17 protein-coding genes are annotated in these 18,513 nt (G+C 44.8%); 8 read left to right on the top strand and 9 right to left on the bottom strand.

The annotated features are described in order from the left end of the window. Window positions 1–67: 67 nt before the first annotated feature. The 3 genes from lpoB to SP90_RS11175 form a co-directional block, all read right to left on the bottom strand. Window positions 68–682: a penicillin-binding protein activator LpoB gene (gene lpoB, locus SP90_RS11165; RefSeq protein ID WP_066856031.1), complete on the bottom strand. Its 615-nt coding sequence runs from the start codon at window positions 680–682 to the stop codon at window positions 68–70. A 37-nt stretch (window positions 683–719) separates the two neighbouring features. Continuing rightward, a complete protein-coding gene (locus tag SP90_RS11170) occupies window positions 720–2,186 on the bottom strand; it encodes a COG3014 family protein (protein ID WP_066856034.1) in 1,467 nt (488 codons plus the stop codon). A 147-nt stretch (window positions 2,187–2,333) separates the two neighbouring features. Further along, a complete protein-coding gene (locus SP90_RS11175) occupies window positions 2,334–3,749 on the bottom strand; it encodes a hypothetical protein (protein WP_066856037.1) in 1,416 nt (471 codons plus the stop codon). A gap of 218 nt (window positions 3,750–3,967) precedes the next feature. On the opposite strand from SP90_RS11175, the gene msrB reads away from it, so the two are divergent. Then, complete coding sequence (msrB, locus tag SP90_RS11180) at window positions 3,968–4,498, top strand: peptide-methionine (R)-S-oxide reductase MsrB (RefSeq protein WP_066856040.1); 531 nt, start codon at window positions 3,968–3,970, stop codon at window positions 4,496–4,498. Between the two features lie 171 nt (window positions 4,499–4,669). Here the strand turns inward: msrB and SP90_RS11185 are convergent, their stop codons facing one another. The 3 genes from SP90_RS11185 to SP90_RS11200 all read right to left on the bottom strand — a co-directional run bounded on the left by SP90_RS11185 (window position 4,670) and on the right by SP90_RS11200 (window position 7,619). Continuing rightward, a complete protein-coding gene (locus SP90_RS11185) occupies window positions 4,670–5,905 on the bottom strand; it encodes an outer membrane homotrimeric porin (protein ID WP_066856043.1) in 1,236 nt (411 codons plus the stop codon). A 587-nt stretch (window positions 5,906–6,492) separates the two neighbouring features. Beyond that, window positions 6,493–7,071, bottom strand: coding sequence for a class I SAM-dependent methyltransferase (locus tag SP90_RS11195; protein ID WP_066856048.1), 579 nt, complete (start codon window positions 7,069–7,071; stop codon window positions 6,493–6,495). Window positions 7,072–7,175: 104 nt separating this feature from the next. Next, entirely contained in the window at window positions 7,176–7,619 is a 444-nt protein-coding gene (locus SP90_RS11200; RefSeq protein WP_066856051.1) for a hypothetical protein, read from the bottom strand. 944 nt (window positions 7,620–8,563) lie between these two features. Between SP90_RS11200 and SP90_RS11205 the strand changes: the two genes are divergently transcribed. After that, a complete protein-coding gene (locus SP90_RS11205; RefSeq protein ID WP_157471257.1) occupies window positions 8,564–9,472 on the top strand; it encodes a hypothetical protein in 909 nt (302 codons plus the stop codon). 299 nt (window positions 9,473–9,771) lie between these two features. Here the strand turns inward: SP90_RS11205 and SP90_RS11210 are convergent, their stop codons facing one another. Then, on the bottom strand, window positions 9,772–10,041 hold the full coding sequence (locus SP90_RS11210) for a hypothetical protein (RefSeq protein ID WP_066856056.1): 270 nt from the start codon (window positions 10,039–10,041) through the stop codon (window positions 9,772–9,774). A 200-nt stretch (window positions 10,042–10,241) separates the two neighbouring features. On the opposite strand from SP90_RS11210, the gene SP90_RS11215 reads away from it, so the two are divergent. Then, window positions 10,242–10,709 (top strand): hypothetical protein, encoded by a 468-nt coding sequence (locus SP90_RS11215; RefSeq protein WP_066856059.1) that lies wholly within the window; start codon window positions 10,242–10,244, stop codon window positions 10,707–10,709. Between the two features lie 4 nt (window positions 10,710–10,713). Here the strand turns inward: SP90_RS11215 and SP90_RS11220 are convergent, their stop codons facing one another. Beyond that, window positions 10,714–11,034: a hypothetical protein gene (locus SP90_RS11220; protein WP_066856062.1), complete on the bottom strand. Its 321-nt coding sequence runs from the start codon at window positions 11,032–11,034 to the stop codon at window positions 10,714–10,716. 769 nt (window positions 11,035–11,803) lie between these two features. Between SP90_RS11220 and SP90_RS11230 the strand changes: the two genes are divergently transcribed. Then, window positions 11,804–12,343 (top strand): hypothetical protein, encoded by a 540-nt coding sequence (locus SP90_RS11230; RefSeq protein ID WP_157471259.1) that lies wholly within the window; start codon window positions 11,804–11,806, stop codon window positions 12,341–12,343. 91 nt (window positions 12,344–12,434) lie between these two features. Here SP90_RS11230 and SP90_RS16640 read toward each other — a convergent pair whose 3' ends face one another. After that, entirely contained in the window at window positions 12,435–12,605 is a 171-nt protein-coding gene (locus tag SP90_RS16640; protein ID WP_157471261.1) for a hypothetical protein, read from the bottom strand. Between the two features lie 333 nt (window positions 12,606–12,938). On the opposite strand from SP90_RS16640, the gene SP90_RS11235 reads away from it, so the two are divergent. From SP90_RS11235 to SP90_RS11250, 4 genes are all read left to right on the top strand, one after another. Next, on the top strand, window positions 12,939–13,718 hold the full coding sequence (locus SP90_RS11235; RefSeq protein WP_157471263.1) for a hypothetical protein: 780 nt from the start codon (window positions 12,939–12,941) through the stop codon (window positions 13,716–13,718). 129 nt (window positions 13,719–13,847) lie between these two features. Next, window positions 13,848–15,197, top strand: a complete 1,350-nt coding sequence (locus SP90_RS11240; RefSeq protein ID WP_066856073.1) for an AAA family ATPase — start codon at window positions 13,848–13,850, stop codon at window positions 15,195–15,197. A gap of 149 nt (window positions 15,198–15,346) precedes the next feature. Further along, the gene (locus SP90_RS11245; protein ID WP_066856076.1) at window positions 15,347–15,829 is read left to right on the top strand and encodes an HNH endonuclease family protein; all 483 of its coding nucleotides are present in this window, start codon (window positions 15,347–15,349) and stop codon (window positions 15,827–15,829) included. A 511-nt stretch (window positions 15,830–16,340) separates the two neighbouring features. Next, window positions 16,341–18,380, top strand: coding sequence for a methyl-accepting chemotaxis protein (locus SP90_RS11250; protein WP_066856079.1), 2,040 nt, complete (start codon window positions 16,341–16,343; stop codon window positions 18,378–18,380). Window positions 18,381–18,513 lie beyond the last annotated feature (133 nt).

The following is an 18,513-nucleotide window of genomic DNA, read 5'->3' on the forward strand; positions in this document are numbered from 1 at the left end:
AGGCGAATGCCTTGTCCCTTTTTGTATTTTTGATTGCAATGTATTGTGTGCAACTTGCAATAATCTTCTACCAGTTAACGGTGCCAGAATCACCACGCTTGATGATTGGAGTTTCACCTTCCCAAATTGCAAGGCCGGTTTCGATTTCTGTAAGCGTGAGCATAAAGAAGTATTCAATCTGATCAGTGCTTGAGTCAATACGGTGGTTACGCTGGATGATTTTGCCGGATAAGCTTAACTCCGGTGCAACAATTTTACCTTTGCGAGCCACGTTTTTCTGGTTTACTTCATCGTTGTTTCTCAGCTTTCTAGCTTTGGCTACCATTGGGTCTTCTGCGCCGTTAATGCCCATAGCAGTAGTGGTGATCACTCTGCCGCTACGCAGTAAGTCCACACGAATTTTCTTAACAAGCAGATCTGTATCAATATTCTGCATTGTGTCGTTAAGAACGCGCGACACAACCATGATGTAACGCCCACCGTCAGGTTTGTTTACAGCACCTGAAGAAAACATTTCTTGCACAGCAGTGGAAGCAGCCTGTTCGAAGTCTCTGTAACCAAGTCCCATAATGCGCGGGTTTTTATCGTTATTAGGATCAATCATTGTTGCTTCGTTTCGTTTGCCGCAGCCTGTGGTTACAGCAATAAGGGCAAGCAGGGTGAAAATAATGAGTTTTTTCATAGTAGGCTCCATTCGTAGCTATGAGTAATAACGGTTGTTATTTGTAGTTAGTTCCAAAGGGTATGGTGTTTATGTACGGCATGCTTCCAGCTGTTGGGATGCGTATATGTACAAGCGCATTTGCGCTGTCCGGCAACAGAATGTTCGCTATTGTGGTGCCGTTTGGTGCTTTGATTTGTAGGGTATTGTTTTTAGGTTTAGGGACTCGTACAAGCTGAATATTTTTGGGGAGCGACAACCATGAGCGGGTGTCAGCCTGTGTCATTATTGAAGTAAAGAGTCCGGCAGCAAGTCCTGCTAACTCCCCGCCGCTCTGTTGGGCGATGACCTGAGCAAGCGCCTTAGTTGCGGTGGATGCCACTGCTTTACTGATAGTAATTGGTAATAATGCCTTGTATTCCGCCTGCATTACACTGTCAAAATTGCATAGCAATTCAGAACGATAGAGTTTGGTACCATTGGTGACAAATATGTATGGCAGTGCCTCATCGCGTGTTTCAAGAATAGGCATAGCAAAGGAAATTGTTGAGACTGCACCATGGCTGTCAAAAATAAACAGTGGCAGATCAAGCCGGAATTCATCAACTTTCGGTGCCAGTCCGTTTTCAAAAAGTACCCATACGGTCGGCTTCGTGGTTGACTCTGTTGCTTTGCCTTCAACCAATGCCTGTGACATGGCGACATCATGTGCGACATATGGGTTGTCAGGTGCCATGCCGGAGACACGTTTTAGCATGGTGTTGCATTTGGTATAATCACTGGCCACTTCACCGTTGACACAAAAAAACAGGCCGGAAAGATACGTTGCATATGGGTTTACAAAGTCACCATAGCCAGACCACTTGCTGATTTGGGGCATGTTGTCGTGAACGGAGCTGGTGGCAGCCTGTGTAATACGCGTAATGTCAAGTTCGGGCGCGGCGTCATCTCTTTCTGCTTCACGCTCTCTGCGCTTTTTGGCTTGCTGCTGCTTGGCCTCATGGTTTAGTTCGCGGATTTCATCTTTGTATTCTTCAACAGCTCGGCGTTGGCGTTCCATTGTACGGTTGAATTCAACACGTGCTTTGTCAATTTTTCCCATACCCATAAGCGAATATGCTTTGTACATGTTGATAAGCACGGTATCGCTTGTTCTAGGCTCGTAGTTCATGAACTCTCTGTTCATGATAACTTCACCTACAACCTTTGAGGCCGCATACACATCGCTTTCAGTCTCATCGTTTTTTACTTCAGCCTCAGATTCATTGAGAAGAGTGTATGCCTGCGCAAATTCTCCCTGATTGAAGCGAACCATTCCGGCATCCAGCAGAAAGGGTAGGTTGTGGTCGTAGTCATCAGCTAAGATCTCGGATGCTGCTTCACTGTCACCATGATAATAGGGTTCAAGAAGATCTTCCTGAGCCATCTGCTGCGTGAAAGCGCAGCCGGAAAGCATGCATGCAGGCAAGAGCAGTAAACAGATCAGCTGTCCAATTTTATTGAGCGGTTGCAGGTTAGTTATCATCTTTGTCTGCCGGTGCCTGTAGGAAAGTGAAATGCATAATGAGTGTTATCTGTCGTTAATGTGTACGGGAAGAGGGCTGTTCTTCAGAATGTAGAAGTACGTTCAATTGCGGTTTCGGGGTATAGTCAAGTCAAGGTTTGCAAAAAGTTAAGACGGACTTTGCGCAACAGTACGGGTGAGTGCAACACGCCATGCACTGTCAAATTTTAATTGCTGAGACTCAATCATTATCCCGATAATTTTTTCATCTTTTTGAATACACGTATCGGTAAGGAAAGCCAAAGCATCTGTAATGGTATCGAGTACAGAGAGCTGTGCTTTTTCAGCTGCGCATTGACCAATTTCTGCCATTCCGGTTGCAATTGGAAGCACTCGCTTTGCTTCTCCTCGTGCGATCAGCGTATTTGCTATCTCGTTGAGGGAGGTGATGTGTTGGACTGCCAGTGTCTTGTTCTTGTTTTGAGATGCGGCAAGTGCCAGTGAACAGGTTTCCTCTGCAACTGTTGAGAGCTCTTCTGTTGAGATAGGGAAGGCTGTGAGATATTCGGACATGCCGCCGGAGAGCTTTCCCGCTGCTTCTGTGATTTGTGAGTTAAAGCTGCGCAGGAGAGCTTCCGTATGAGGAGAGTCCGCTGAGGCTGCTCGTGCTGCTGCTCGATTTATTCCCAAGGTGGCTTGCACCAGACCTGCACAATCGTTTTGCGTTCCTGCGCTACGGATAACATCCGTAAAATGCAATGCAATTGTGTTGGCAAGTGGCTCGTCTTTTTGTTGCAATGCAGAGCTAATGAGCGCTTCAAGAGTATGTGTTGCAATGATTGTACTTTCGGTTTTTTCTTTGCTCCCAGCAGAGCGGACAAGGGCTTTTATATTTTCCAGAACTTTTTTCAGTCCCTTCAGATCATTTTGCGATATGGCAGTGTCACCGTCGGTGATGAATGACTCAGCAAGTTTTCTTCCGTGAGTATCTGTTACCGTAAGCTGGCTTCGAAATAGTGCATCTGCATACGAAGTATTGCCGGAGCGCTGTGCTTCGTTTCGCATAAGCTCCAGTGTGGTTCGAGCGGTTTCTGTTGTGCCGGTCTCATGCTTTTCCAATGCATGAACGCCTGCTTTAACTAGCTGTTGTGCCAGTTTCTTGCTGATGCCTGCTTCGTCTATTTTTATGAGTTCTACCCCTATTTCGCAAAGGGACATCAATCCCCCATTACAAAGTGCAGCATCCCCTTTGCGTAGTGCAGACAATGATTGTGAGAGTAGCTGTTTGCTGTGCGTGATAACGTCCTGCATGTCCTCATCAGCAAGCGCTTGGGCTGCATACGAACGGGTGTCGCGCATGGCAAGGCGGAGTGACTCGGCAGGAACCGTTTTGTTTTTGCGTGCAGGTCTAAAACCCAGCCGCAGTTTGTTGCTAATACCCGTACGGGTCGCATTGAGAAATTTGGTTACGCCAGTTTTTTTGGCACATACAGATTTGTTGTCGTTGTTTCCGTTCTCGGAAAGTACTGTAACTTCAGGATAGTGTATTGTTTGTGTAGGTGTAATATTTGCTGTTTTTACCATAGTGTCCCCTTTTACTAAGTATATTGTCAGTATTAGCAAAAGTTGTGCAAAACTATTCGTATCATGCGTGTGGTGATGAGCAGGTTATCATACAGTGGAAAGGACAGAGGCAAGCTGGTATTGGTATACTTCAGAATACCTCGCAGTTGTATGAGCTGTATGTAGGGCAGGGAAACATATTGAAAGAGCGGCTTTACAGGGCTGCGTCAGGAGAAATGATGAATCAGCTAAGCATAGTTACACTAGTTGGAGTAGTTTGTTCTGTTTTGTGCTTTGCAAGTGGTGCAGCCCTTGCTGCGCCGTGGGATGACTACAAGAAACCGGATGATGCAAAGATGCGGGAACTGCTGACCCCTGTCCAGTATCGCATCACTCAGGAAGATGGCACCGAGCCATCGTTTAAAAACGAGTACTATAAAAATTATGATAATCAGGGTGTCTATGTTGATTTGCTTTCTGGTGCTCCGCTATTCAGTACAACTGACCAGTATGACTCTGGTTCTGGATGGCCCGCATTTACAAAGCCGATCGACCCTAAGTATATTACACTGATAAAGAAGTTTTCTTTTTTCGGTGAAGTATATGAAGTACGGAGCAAGACATCAGACTCTCACCTCGGGGACAGGTTTACAGATGGCCCTCCTCCTGAGCATCTCCGGTATTGCATTAACTCAGCAGCGCTTCGTTTTATTCCTAAGAATGAAATGAAAGAAAAAGGCTATGGAGCTTATTTGGAGTTATTTAAGTAGGAAGCAGAATGCAGTAGAGGAGTAATCGAAACTTCTTTACATCAGCTATGCTTAGATGATTGTTGGAAGTGACTCGATAACGTTGAGCGCTAGAGATAGGAAAAGGGGGTGCTGGCTGGCACCCCCTTTATAGTAGGCTTTAGTTTTTGAGGATAATGTGCGTGGTCTGTTCTAGAAGCTGTACTGAGCGATGATGCCAGCTTTAAAAACGTTGTCTACGTCTTTTGCAGAACCGCTGTCAAAATCGGTTGCTACGTAAGCAAGGTCAGCAATGAGGTCGAGATTGTCATACATGTTGTACACAGTAACAAAGTCGGTTTCGATTGCGCTGTCGTCTTCACCCCAGTTTTTGATATCTTTGGAGTCGTCGTTTGTACCACGAATGTAAGTTACACGGATAGTGTGGGATACACGCTCGATGAAGGTGATCTCGGAAGCCTGGAGGCCGATGCCCCATTTACCGAGTGCGTCACCAAAGATAGCGTCAGAAGTAGGACCGTATGCACCTTCACCTACGAGAGTTGTAGGAATGAAGTCCTGACCGTCAACGGTAGGCATGAGACCTTCGCCGTCGCTGTCGTTACCGGAAGCGTACCAGCCCATTACGGCAGGAACAAAGAATTCAGTTGTGTATGCTGCTTTACCTGCTACGAGGAAACCAGCGTCAGTGCCTGCAGCTTTACCGTAGATACCGTCGAAGGACAGTACGAGGTTGGATACAGGGGTTGCTTCGAGAGCAAGACCGTACCACTGTGCGTTTTTGTCGAAAGTAAGGTCGCCCTGGTTGCTGCTGCCTTTTTTAGCATCGCTACCAGCGTTAGCAAACATGAAGTATGGGGATACGCTTACGGTACCGAGGTCTGCGCTTACGATACCACCGAAGAGGTCAACAGTAGTGTGGCTTTCGTCGGTGTCGTATGGACGAGCGAAGAAACCGGTGAGGGTTACGTTCTCGTTGAGAGCGCCGGATGCAGTGATAGCAGCTACGTCGTCAGAAAGAGCAACGTTACCGGATACAGCACCTGGAAGTGCGAGGCCCTGAATACCAGAACGTACTTTTACAACTGTACCAGGAATGAGGAAGTCGATGTAAGCACGACGGGTCTGTACGTTTACACCGTCAGCGCCGAGACCGCCACCGGAGCCTTTACCTAACTTGCCGTTTGCCTGACCCCAGGTGTTGTTGATCTCAAAGTATACAGTACCTGAGAGGTTCTCAGAAGAAACAATGTCAATCTGAGTACGGAAACGCTGTACAAAATCGTTTTTGTTACCAGCGCTGTCTTTGTGCAGGTAGTCGTAGCCTACCCAGAAGCCGCCTGTAGCTTTGATGTCAGCAGCAGATGCGTTAAGTGCAGCGCCGAAAACCATACATGCAGCAAGTGCAAGAATAATAATACGTTTCATGATTAATCCTTCTTAATTTCATGAACTCAAAAACTAAAGTCGTTCAAAAAATTGAACCGTCATGTTCAAAAAATACTCACTGAAATGAATGTATACATTGTTGTGTCAGTGAGTTGCATGCATGGTTATATGTCATGCATGTGTAGAGAAAATATTTTTTCTCTACAATACACACCTATTACAAAGTGTGTATTGAATGAACTTTTTTCTCAATATTCTATATGGAGTGCATATAGAGACGAGTGACGTTTCTGGCTGTTGAGTAGTATTTATAAAACTACCTGTTGCGTGTATATTGGAGGAAATATGGAATTATTTTCTGTGGTAAAATATGCAGCCTGAGCAAACACAAAAGCGTATGCAGATAGATAGAAATGTGTACTGTCGGATGTACATGTTTTTTGTAGGAGTGAAAGCCGTTACAAAGGTAAAATTATTGTATTGCAGGGTGTTGATGCTGCTACAAAATACGTACTCACCACTTGCATGTGTGAGTGGTGAAAAGGCAGCTTTGAAGTGCAAAAAAGCCCCTGCTGAGTAAGCAGGGGCTTTTTTGAGTGGAAGAATACTGGTAGCGAGTAGCGACGCTAAGGGGCAATAGCGACGGCATTGACCCAGTCCTGAGGTGTGCCCTCGGGAGTGGTGCTATGGTGCAGCGTTATTGACCGGCGACTTGTGAATCCCGCCATTGCAAGATCATTATTCAGCGTCTCACATGTCTTATTCGTGAAGTTTCTGCCCAGATCATCTGTAGAATCGCTTTCGCCGTATTTAAATGAACAAAAAAGTGTTCCGCCTGATTTTAATGCTGCTTTAAGTAGCGCCAGCACACTACGCAGTTCAGTGTCGGGGACATGCAAAAGAGAAGCATTTGCCCAAATGCCGTCGTACACAGGGCGGGGAGAAAGTTCTTGAAAGCGCATATGCTTAACATGCAGCCCTGTGAGCTCTTGAGCAATTCGTGCAAGCTCTATGGAAGCATCAAAGGCTTCAACCTGATATCCGTTTTTAAGAAAGTACAGTGCATCGCGTCCTGACCCGCAACCGGCATCCAGAATGAAGCCATTGGCCGGAACTGTTCGTAAGAACTTTTCATATTGCTCTGACATTTCAATGGGAAGAGTTTTTTTCGAGTATTCAAACGCATGTTCATTGTAGTACTGCATGGCAACGCTCGCTTTCCATGTGTTAGAAAAAAGAAAAATCGGTTGTACTGAAGATAACGTGTCGTTCGGCGTAAGTATATATTTTAATAAATAATACGTACAGTCTACGTCTGCGGCATGAGCTTGCCGGTCGTGTTAATGACAATAAAGCTGCTGCCGGCGGCTACGCTTTGTGCATCGATGTCATCGTTACAATTGGCAGTTGAACACTTTGCGCAGGTAACAGTGTGCTCAATTCTGCTCAGTACTTTGGTTGGGCTGAATGTCACATCCTGTGAACACGCTGTACAGGAAAAACTGAGTGCCATGGCATTGTTTACATCTTCAACGGGCTCGTTCCGGATGAGTATATGCGTGTCACCAGTATCACCGGTAAATTTTCTACGGTAACGGTTCCCGACTTTATTCGCTACAGCGTCGATTGTTTCGTTATGATTAAGCGTGTTGCAATGCGGACAGAGGACATTATGTTTTGCCGTGTTTTCAATATTTTTAACGGTGAAAGAAACAGTAGAATCACAGTTTGAGCAGGGGAATGTTTTTTTCATATAGAAATCTCCAGATGGTGATTACGCTCACAGGCTGGTAACTATGAAATTGCTTCGGATAGCTAGTGGGCACACTTGCCGTCTACAGAATAGTGAAGGTAGGCGTGTTCGCCTTAAATAAAGAGCTGCGTTGTCACAGTCTCTCTATCTTTTTGTGGAAATGTACCGGTCGCTACAGATTGTGCTCCTTTTTTGATCGAAAGGGCTGTTCAGTGTAAAGGCATACTACGTAATGAATCCATAGCTTGTACAGAGCAAAGTGTACCCTGATCGAATAGGTTCGTGGGGTATTGTTAATTTTCAAGTGCAGTTGTCTGTTACTTTCCGTTATAATTGGTTGGAGAGAATAGATTACGTTGAAAGCAATGTAATACTTTTAAATATAACAGTATTATTCATTAGTGACGTTTGTTGGGATATATGCATTTTTATCTTGACTTGACATGCATATTTTTGTTGGAGGTTTGTACTGCTTTTTATTTGGGGAATAAAATGTAGTGCAGACTGTATATGAAGTGAACTGCTAGTTTTAGAAAGATACGGAATGCAGAAGGGGGATGTTTAACATTGTTGTATAAAAATAAATAAAGGTAACCTTCGTGCGTTCAACATTACTAAATTTAATGCAAGTAATGCTTACATATATTGTTTTATGTTTTGTGAGTATCTCATATGCCTTAGCAAGTGACACATCATGTCTGTTTTCAAATTCTAAAGAGAGTTCACGCAACCCTGTAGTAAAAAAAGATATAGAATCTGCTTATTCATCTCGAGTAAAACGTTTTGTTACCAAGCATAGTAAAAAGCGCTTTAGTGGAGTTGAGCATTCTTTCAAATATTTTTCTATAAAGCTTCCATTTGATAGTACTGTACTTCCATTTTCCGGGTCTTCAATCGAGCAAGAAAAGGACTCTTTGCATTTCTCTGCATGGTCGGGAAAAATTTTGAAGTACGACGTAGATCATGGTGCTATGGAAATTGCTGTAATCCCGAAGTCAGCATATGCCACTACGTGGCAGGCAACTGTTGACGCTGCCGTTTCTTCTCCCGGTAATATTCTTATGCGCGAACCAGATGGTGCTATTTATTTTGATCCTAGCTCGAAGCAGCTTGTTGCGTTGTATCATTATTACAATGCAGCGAGTAGTGTCCATGTGCTGGGGAGGTCGGTTATATCCGGAACCGTGGAAGCAGGGCGTGTGCATAAGGGGGCATGCGTCTATGCAGCCTGTACATCTGGTGCTTGTTTGAAAGAGCCTGTTGTTTTCGGTGATGCCAGTGGTTCTGCTCCTCAGGCAACAAAGCGCGTGAGATGTTCCTCCGGTTGTGCTGTACCGTGTCCCGTTTTGTCTCCATGTGCTCGTGCGTATTCCTTGTCTTTCTTAGGCAGTGTTTTGCCACGGCCTCCCAAAACATTACATAATGAATCAAATCCACTCAAAACTGTTGTATGCAGGTACAATCAGTTGCGAACCCTTAACCCTGAGAATATGTCTACAGCGGATACGTATGTAAAAGCGTACAGCATTGCAGATTTTGGCCTCAATGATGCGTATGTTGTATGGACAGCGAAAAAAGCGAGTGGGGTTCTGCGGGCTGATGGTTCCGTTATTGTCCCGCCAAGATATTGTAGCTTGTATGTAGACACTTTTGGTTTTGTCGTTACGGATGACAATGCTGTTGGGGTACTTGATTTTACCGGAAAAACAGTTTTGCCGTGTAAGTATACACTGTTCAGCTTGAATGGTGATGGCTTGCTTACCGTTGGGAAACAACAGGACGGGCAAAAGGCGATGCAGTATGGTTTGTATGATATGCAGAAGAAGCAGTGGGTTGAGCCAATAACGCCATGATAGTCCGACTCTATGAAAAGCTGTCTTAATAAGCGGTACTGCCTTATGTAGGTTTTTTATATGAACTTTACGACTGACCAGTGCATAATGACTGATAGTTAGATTCCTAATACCCAGAAAACGCCCTCAAAAGAGGGCGTTTTCCGTTGTATTGGGGGGGCATCGTCAGAGCCGTACGGCTACCGGATGCATAGTGCTTTAGGTTGGTGCCTCTTCGGGCAGGCTCTCACCTATGCATAGTGCTTTAGGTTGGTGCCTCTTCGGGCAGGCTCTCACCTGAGAACCTGCCCTGTGGAGGATTACGGCAAAAGAGGCAATTCTTCAATTTCCACTTGAGTTGGGTCAAATTCATCTGATCCTAGCGGCTGAAATGTGTATATTTTGTATGGCTTATCCGGGCTGTCCGGCGCTATGACCTTTCCGTTGCAGTAGAAGCAATAATTTGTACCAGCTACTGTCTGGGTTGCTACAGATAGGGGCTGGTAGCAGATGTCAACGCCGAGTACTTTTTCTAGATTTGAGCACTCCTTGGAAGTACATGGTCTAAAGTGTGTCCATTCGCCTGTCATTGTGCGCTCTCCTGTTACTGCAGGTCTCTTGCTACGGTCTGACCTTCTGACAGTTTGCGGGGATATAGATATATATAGGCTAATGTATATACAAATGAATGATAACTTCGGTTGCGGCGGGCTTTCTGTTTCATATTTTATCGAATTCCAGTAGGTTTTGGGGAAGGTAGCCGGAATTATATGTAAGACGGGAGGGCTGAATGTACTGGATTTTTGCTGGAATAGCTGTACTTGTGCTGGCTGTGAACTGTTGGTGGCGCAAAAGCATTGCAAGGAATTATAAAGAATTGATTGCTGAGTTCGAGCAGAAGCGGGAAGGCAGAGTTATTGATGTCACCGTCGCAGCCCGCAAGAGGAAGAAATACCCCAATACCAGAAATCGTACAGTTGCTCCCCGAATTTTGTGGGAAACCGAAGAGGGGTTTCCTGTAGATGTTTCTTCTACCAGAAAACATGGGCAAACAGAAAAATTGAAAATGACATTGCAGTCAGTTGTTCAGGATGCTGAAGGCAATGTCTATGTTCAAGGGCTGGATAGAGATTCAAAAGCCAGACGTGACATCGATATTACAACACTGTCGGCAAATGTGACCCTGCCTGTGTATAAAATTATACCGCTCGATGAAATGCTGCTGCAAGTATGTGGTTTGCGGTTACGTTATTTATAATATTTTAGTATTTATACCAGTTCTGGTTGATAAAAACGTATTCGCAGTCCGGATAAATGATTCCGTAGATAAAGTTCTGATCACGGGTCGGTGTACCGATTGGAACAAAGAATTTGTTTGTGGCAAGCATACAGCGGCCGTCTTCGAGCATCTGGTTTAATGCAAGGCTGTCATTTTGCGACATAAGACCATAGCACACCTGAAAATCTACCAGCGTCTTTGCTGCGAGTGCGTAGTTCATGGGAATAGTTTTGTCAGGGAAATAGTATTCTGGCTTGCAGCCCAGAAGCAGCGTCAAACAAAGGATACCAAATAAATATTTCATGTGCGTCACTCTCTTGGATAGTTGGGGTAAAACCTCAGCTACTAGAGTAGCGAGCTGTGCATGTTAGCTATATTGTTATCATTTAGCGAATCTGGCTGGCTGAAAATCCAGAGAGTATTTGCAAGACAGAAAGCCGCATCTACAGAGGTAGGGCGGCTTTTTTATGTGTTACGCTGTGCATCGCAAAATATTGAGCAGGTGCGATGCATAGGAATAGAAATCATGACAGCACAGGGCTGTGCTATCGAATGTATTGTGATGAAGTTAATAAAAACAGAATAGTTACAAAAAGAGTAAAGGAAAGGACACTGTTGCTGAGCATTAATAAGAATCTATTTAACATGTTCACCTCGCCAGCGACTGTAATGATTCATGCAGAAAAATTCAATATCAGAGTAAAAAGAAAGATTAATTTATGAAGGGCAGGTGGAGAAGAGCTACTGTCTGATTGCCTATTGCGTGTTTGGAAAAGATAAGACGACGGTGACACGCCGGTTCCGTCACAGTCTGCCCCATGCGGTGAAAAGGGCCCGTATAGGGTATACCTTGTTGGGTGTAGTAAGTTTTACCAAGCAGGTTTTCTGATTTTTTCTATAGCGTATATGTTGTCTGCATCTTCGTAAATGCGCTCCAAAGTACGCAGGCTAGTGCCCCCGAAAGGGTCTGCTCATTGGCAGGATTGTCAGGAGACAAGAGTTTTGTTGAAAATAAGAGAATACAGCCGTGTAAGCTGATAAGCAGCACAGATACCCAACTGCTGTGGAGGAACATGATGGGGAGTACGTACATTCCAAAATACTTTAGCGTAGACGAGTTGCTTCCGCCGCCAGTGCTACTGCCTGCACCTTTTGAATCGGTCTATCACAACGATAAGAATACCTTGTTCCGATTATTTGATTATCGCATTTTGGTGACGCTGGACAGACTTCGGGAGCGTTACGGCAGATGTCTTGTAAATAACTGGCATGGCTTCACAGCAGCAGAGTGGCGAGAAGGCGCACCGTACATGTTCAGATTTTCCGGTTGGAGGCCGGTAGATTGTTGCGAGGGAGCCGCGTTGTCTGAGCATAAGTTATTTAGGGCTATGGACTGTAAGTTTACAGAGACAACACCAGATGAAATCTGGGATGAGATGATTACGGATGCGAATGCGCCACAGTTTGAATTCATGCAACGTATTGAAGCGTTTGGCGGTATGTCATGGTTCCATTTCGATATGGGACAGCATGTACGGTATAACAAGGCGATTTATGTGTTGAGTAATCGCGGTGATCGAGCTGGGTTGCCGAGACAAATTGAGCGTGCGTAACTACAGCGAACAAATTTTCCACAACAAAGTAAGCCCCCGAATGCCGGTTCGGGGGCTTTGTGCGTCGTTGTGCCGGAGAAAGGAGTGTTTTTCATCGTTCCTTCAGAATACGCTTCACTGCTTGGTGGATAACATTGAGCAAAATGCCTGCTGCGATGCCGTGGAATATCGCATCTGAAAACTGACTCAGTCCAAGCGCTCTCTGGAGAAGAAATGTTGCAATAACAATATAGATAACCAGAAGGATGAATATAGTTTTCATGTCGTTCCCCTTAACTCTGTTCTTCCGTTTTGCAACGGGAGGAATAGCTCCTGTGATTATTACGCTCCTTCAGAATATAGTGTATTTGTGTTTGGTGACAGTATTTCCAGCGTGTGTACGAGTATGTGGGGTTAGTGGAAGTTTTTTTTGATGATGTCAGTGCGTGGGGTAGAGGTGGGATGAACGTTGCTTGCTGGATTGATGAGGAGTTCTTAACCATACTTTTATGCGTTGTACGTTAGGGGGGATTGAACGTATGAAGATGTGTCGTTGGAAAAATTTTATGCAGATTCTAACCAGAGTGGCGGACTGCCGAGAGCGCTTTGACGGGTAATGGGACGTTACCTTTTTTATTTACCGCTGATAGATGTCGATAGGATTGATATGAGACAATTACTTTTTTTTGTACTGACTTTTTTGCTGACCGTGATTCCAGCATATGGCGACACTTTGGAAGTAAGAGATGTGCCTTTTATGTTGCCTGAGAATATGCGAGGATATCAGGATTATGAAGGATTGATTGTTGCGGTTGTCCCCATTGCGACTTCAGAGCACTCGAATCGCATTTTCGGTTTTGATATGAAAGAGGCTGGAGTACTTCCGGTGCAGGTTGTTATGCATAATACGGGGACAAAATCATTTGTGATTACTGCCAGACAATTTTTTGGAATTACCTATGAAGGTACATATCATAGCGCCCTTTCGGCAGGAGCCGTGGGGTATAGGATAAAAGATGTTTCAGTTGGGTCAAATGTCGCGACGCAGGCAACTGTTCAAGGTTTTTGGGGTGCAGCCCTTGGAGCCGGTTTAGGTGCTGGAGTAGGGCTGCTAACTGGTGATCTAGGTTCCGGTGCGGCAACAGGTGCCATCATCGGTGGCGGCGCAGGGGTGCTTTCGGGAGTAGGTGATGGACTTTCAGATGATTGGACAGAAAAGTATAAGCAGCAACTTGCAGGGCAAACTCTGGGCAATAGTGACCTTCGTCCGGGCGATATCCGGTCCGGCTTTATTTATTTACCGTCAAAGGGGTATTGTAAGCTGCGCGTCAAGCTGTTCAATGTAACAGATAACAGAATGAAGGAAATGTTTTTCCCTCTATATACGTCCGAATAGGGGCTGGACGATCAGTACGCTCAGCAGGCTTGCTGACTAGACAAAATAGCTCAGTGGACTATATTAGTCATAACAAATTAGTTTATTAGCACCTGCCTTGTGTGCCCATCTTTATATGGAGACAAAGTAATGATCAAAACTCTTGAGCTGAATAACGTTGGTCCCTCAGAACATCTTTCTATAGATTTCGGGGACAGGCTCACGGTGTTTACTGGAGACAACGGGCTTGGAAAGAGTTTTGTTTTGGATGTTGCGTGGTGGATGCTCACAAAGGAGTGGGCAAGTGAGATGGCTATGCCAAGTTCGCTTGTTTCACCTGACGATACTGCACGATCTTCTAAGTCAGTAATAACGGGTAAGTTCGACTCTATCGCAAGCAATGATGCGGTGCAGGAGTATGTTTTTCAACGTTTGGGGCAGGTGTGGAACTGTAGTCCTATGGCAGATAATAGCGGGAACGGAAGAAATTCTCCAAGTAATGCCATAGTACTGTACATGAAGTATGACGGCACAATTGCCATGTATGACCCTGTAAAAGCAGAAGCTGATGCGTATTCTCGCAGGTTGCTGCAGGAACAGGTGCACAACTACAGTGAGATGCACGTAACGTTTTCAAAAAACACGACGCGCATTTATTCGCAGGCTGAGTTGTGGAACGGCGTACAAAAAAGCCGTAGACAAGAATTTAATGGCTTGATCGCGGACTGGGGTGACTGGCAGCGTGAAGGCAGCTTTTCATATATCTGTCTTAAGAAAGGGATGCGTCATCTTTCCCCGAAAGGGGAGATTTTTTCAATTGGCAACCTGCGAAGAGTCAAAGCAGATGACAGTCGTAAATTTCCCACCATCAAATCCGAATTCGGTAAAGAAACCCCGCTTATTTATGCCTCTGCCGGAATCCGTAAAATTATCTCTCTTCTTTATGCACTTACGTGGGCGTGGAATGAACACATTGAGTTGTGTGAAAAGTATTCTATGGAGCCTGCAGACAAAGTTATTCTTCTTATCGATGAAGTTGAAGCACACCTTCATCCGCAGTGGCAACGTAGTATATTAAAGTCTCTGGAATCTGTCATGGGCAGCCTTCTTACAGGGCATGATGTGTCGACCCAGCTTATTTGCACAACGCATGCGCCATTGGTGCTTGCTTCCCTTGAACCGATTTTTGATGAACGTGAAGATGTCCTGTATTCTTTTGATGTGAATAGGAAGACATGTGAGGTTGAACTGAAAAAAGAGGAATGGATTCGCCGTGGTTCTTCTGCTGCATGGCTCACCAGTCCGGTTTTCGGGCTTGAGTCGGATTCTTCAGAACAGCGTGAGGATGCAATCAAAGAGGCTAAGCTGGCTGTACGTAATCGCGTGTCTGAAGAAGAAGCAAGAAAAGTACATAAAAAACTGATTGCAGCGCTGCACCAGGCAGACCCGTTTTGGTCCTTTTGGCGTACCCGTGCAGAAAAACGGGGCTGGAATTTATGATCCCAGTGAAGCAGGCTCCAGAGCCTAGAGCATTTAATAAGAAGATACGGGAACCTGGAAGAAATTTTTTACGGCGAAAACATGTGAAACAGGGAGATCCGCCTCCAGCTAATTTTTCTTGGAGAAGATACTGGAGTAGGGCAATACCTATGCTGCATAGAAGCTATCATGATATTTGCGCCTATCTTGCCGTGTACCTTGATCCTGCAACAGATATGGCAGGAAACCGTGAAGGAAGTGTTGAGCATTTTATCCCGAAGGCTCAGGACGCATGGATGGCTTATGAGTGGAAGAACTATTTATTGGCGGACAGGCGCGTGAATTCCAATAGAGGGCAGGAAGAAATTACAAGTCCTTTCGAATTGAATTTTTACCCGTTTGAACTTGTTCTGGAAACAGGGATGATTGCTGTCTCTGAAGACCTTACCCCAGAGCAGGAGGAAAAGGCTTATCAGATTTTAGACGCTCTTCAGTTGGATAAAGAGATTTTTGATCATGAGCGTGCTGAATATTATGCCCGCTATAAAGATCGGGCTCGGGAAGATTCGCTGACAAATGCGCAGATTGCAAGGTATGCACCGTTTATTTGGTATGAAATTAAACGGCAGAATCTTGTGATTAAGGAATCATGACCACCAGTTGAGTTGGTTGAATACACAACGTGTAATGTGCGCTGCTCACTATTTATGAACTTCTGTGATTGTGGAAGATTATCAGTTGCTGAGAGCTGTTAGAATTTGAATGGTTGAGCTATAGAGTACGATCTATTGATGTAGCGGGAAGTAGGTCTGCTTAAGGTACTGCAATATGGGTAGATAAAAAGTGTGATAGAATTCTATGTTGATAGGTAAGAGTTTTTAACTGTTACAAATACGATGATAAAATCCTCCAGACGCCGTATGGCCAGTCTGGAGGATTTTTTTATCTTGAATCTAAAGGAAAAATAGAGTGCCCCGATAAGTGAGTAAGTGTTTGCATGCACAAACAGTACTGAGCCTGCTCCCCGATAATAGGCAGGCTGATCACCTTCGTTTTGATAACTAGTTGGCGCGGTATGTGGCCAACGTAAACGATGTATTTAATAGGAGCCGTACAGTGCGGCTGATGAGGCACAATCATCGTTTAAAACGTGAGGGTTTTAGTATGAATTGGAATTTACGTAACAGGTTTTTAATTCCTACCTTAGTAGCTATGTGCGTAGTGCTTGGCACCGTAACCTATACCTCTTTCACATTGGCTGAAGAGGCCTTGACTGAATCCATGATGGAACAGGCCGCAATGCTAACGAAAAATATTCGTACTCAGCTAAGTGTGTGGGTTACTGGTACACAAAAAGATATCAATCAGCTGGGAGAGCATCCAGTTTTTCGAAGACTTGTTGAAAAACGTGGTGATCAGATTGGAAATGTTACAGAAGCGCTTAATATCTTGAATCAGTTCCAGAGTGATTATGGAATATATGAAGGTATAGGCTTGTTTGATAAGAATGGGACAGCTCTTGCCTATACGATCCCGGGAACAACAGGAAAATTAAATGTAGCTGAACGGCAGTACTTTAAAGATGCAATGCGAGGGCAAGCTACTGTTTCTGACGCGTTGACGAGTATTGTTTCAGAGCGACCAATAGTGGTTGTCGCTGTGCCGTACCGTCTTTATGGCGAAGTGCAGGGGGTGCTTGCCGGTGCAGTTGAGTTGAACAACTTTTCTGAGTCGTTTGTTGACTCCGTCCGTCTCGGCCAAAATGGATATGCGTTTCTCATGGCTAAATCCGGTTATGTTGCGGCCCACCCTGATCAAAACAGCATCCTCAAGGTGCGATTGTCAGATAATGCTTGGGGTAGGGAAATGCAGCAAAAGAAAAACGGTACTATCCAATATCAATGGCGAGGAATACGTAAGTTCGTGTCATATCGTACTGAGCCACACACAGGCTGGGTTATTGGAGTTGCCGCGAATGAAGAAGATATATTTTCATCAATTGAAACAATCAGGACCAGCAACGTACTCTTCAGTGCAGCAGGTTTGCTTGTGATGGCGGTTGTTGTTTTCTTCATTGTAAAAAGTATTGTTGCATCATTAACTCGTTGTGTTGTTTTTGCAGAGGCTGTGGCTTCCGGTGATTTAGAACAACAACTGCATATCTCTAGAGGGGATGAGATAGGTGCGTTGGCGAAGTCGTTGAATACAATGGTCGGACGCTTAAAAGAAATGATCTTCATGGCTGAGAATAAAACTCGTGAGGCCGAAGAGCAGTCAGATAAAGCACAAATTGCTATGAAGGACGCGGAGCAGGCTCGTCAGCAGGCAGAGAATGCCAAGCGTGAAGGTATGCTTCAGGCTGCAAGCCAGCTTGAGGGAATTGTTGAAGGGGTTACCGGAGCCAGCGATGAACTTTTCCGTCTTGTCGAAGAAGCCGCCGGAGGCTCACAAATTCAACGAGAACGGGCGTTAGAATCTGCGACAGCAATTGAAGAGATGAATGCCACTGTGCTTGAGGTTGCTAAAAATGCCGGAGAGGCAGCTGAGCATGCTGCTTCTGCACGAAAAGAAGCTGAAGACGGCTCTGCCGTTGTTACAGCCGCCGTTGACTCTATTACAGAGGTGGAACGCCATTCAGGTCACTTAAAACAAAGTTTGAACGAGTTAGGGACGCGTGCAGAAAATATTGAATCTGTAATGACCGTTATTACGGATATCGCAGATCAGACAAACCTTCTTGCATTGAATGCAGCTATTGAAGCGGCACGAGCAGGAGAGGCAGGGCGCGGATTTGCCGTTGTGGCTGACGAAGTTAGAAAGTTGGCTGAGAAAACCATGCACGCAACAAAAGAAGTTGATGATGCCATCAATGCGATTCAAGATGCTTCCCGTGAAAATGTGAAAGGTATGGAACAGGCAACAGTGGCTGTGACACGTTCTACAGAATATGCAAAGCAGTCCGGTGATGCTCTGCGTTCTATTGTTGATATTGTTGTGGCAAATGCTGATCAGGTTAGTTCCATTGCAGCAGCAAGTGAACAGCAGTCTGCTGCTTCAGAGCAGATTAGTCGTGGCTCAGAAGAGGTTAATCGTATTGCCACAGAGACGGCAGAATCCATGACACACGCTAAGGGTGCTGTTGATAAACTCCTTTCAATGACAAACGAGCTTCAGGAGCTTATTCAACATTTAAAAAGACAATAATATTAATAAATAAAGTATGAAAAGGGTGTCCTCAGTATGAAGGGCGCCCTTTTGTAGTATTTATGTTTTTTTGAAGGATTTTACATAGTATCTCCTATTTATTCTTCTTTACAGCGTGATAGTATCGTTAAGC

It is taken from the genome of Halodesulfovibrio spirochaetisodalis, assembly GCF_001672295.1.
Classification (GTDB): Bacteria; Desulfobacterota; Desulfovibrionia; order Desulfovibrionales; family Desulfovibrionaceae; genus Halodesulfovibrio; species Halodesulfovibrio spirochaetisodalis.

Coding starts and splice junctions, on each gene's coding strand:
- SP90_RS11230 (WP_157471259.1), top strand. CDS start 11,804: ATGATGGGGAGTACGTACATTCCAAAATACTTTAGCGTAGACGAGTTG.
- SP90_RS11245 (WP_066856076.1), top strand. CDS start 15,347: ATGCTGCATAGAAGCTATCATGATATTTGCGCCTATCTTGCCGTGTAC.
- SP90_RS11170 (WP_066856034.1), bottom strand. CDS start 2,186: ATGATAACTAACCTGCAACCGCTCAATAAAATTGGACAGCTGATCTGT.
- lpoB (WP_066856031.1), bottom strand. CDS start 682: ATGAAAAAACTCATTATTTTCACCCTGCTTGCCCTTATTGCTGTAACC.
- SP90_RS11235 (WP_157471263.1), top strand. CDS start 12,939: ATGGGACGTTACCTTTTTTATTTACCGCTGATAGATGTCGATAGGATT.
- SP90_RS11215 (WP_066856059.1), top strand. CDS start 10,242: ATGTACTGGATTTTTGCTGGAATAGCTGTACTTGTGCTGGCTGTGAAC.
- SP90_RS11185 (WP_066856043.1), bottom strand. CDS start 5,905: ATGAAACGTATTATTATTCTTGCACTTGCTGCATGTATGGTTTTCGGC.
- SP90_RS11175 (WP_066856037.1), bottom strand. CDS start 3,749: ATGGTAAAAACAGCAAATATTACACCTACACAAACAATACACTATCCT.
- msrB (WP_066856040.1), top strand. CDS start 3,968: ATGAATCAGCTAAGCATAGTTACACTAGTTGGAGTAGTTTGTTCTGTT.
- SP90_RS11195 (WP_066856048.1), bottom strand. CDS start 7,071: ATGCAGTACTACAATGAACATGCGTTTGAATACTCGAAAAAAACTCTT.
- SP90_RS16640 (WP_157471261.1), bottom strand. CDS start 12,605: ATGAAAACTATATTCATCCTTCTGGTTATCTATATTGTTATTGCAACA.
- SP90_RS11250 (WP_066856079.1), top strand. CDS start 16,341: ATGAATTGGAATTTACGTAACAGGTTTTTAATTCCTACCTTAGTAGCT.
- SP90_RS11220 (WP_066856062.1), bottom strand. CDS start 11,034: ATGAAATATTTATTTGGTATCCTTTGTTTGACGCTGCTTCTGGGCTGC.
- SP90_RS11240 (WP_066856073.1), top strand. CDS start 13,848: ATGATCAAAACTCTTGAGCTGAATAACGTTGGTCCCTCAGAACATCTT.
- SP90_RS11200 (WP_066856051.1), bottom strand. CDS start 7,619: ATGAAAAAAACATTCCCCTGCTCAAACTGTGATTCTACTGTTTCTTTC.
- SP90_RS11210 (WP_066856056.1), bottom strand. CDS start 10,041: ATGACAGGCGAATGGACACACTTTAGACCATGTACTTCCAAGGAGTGC.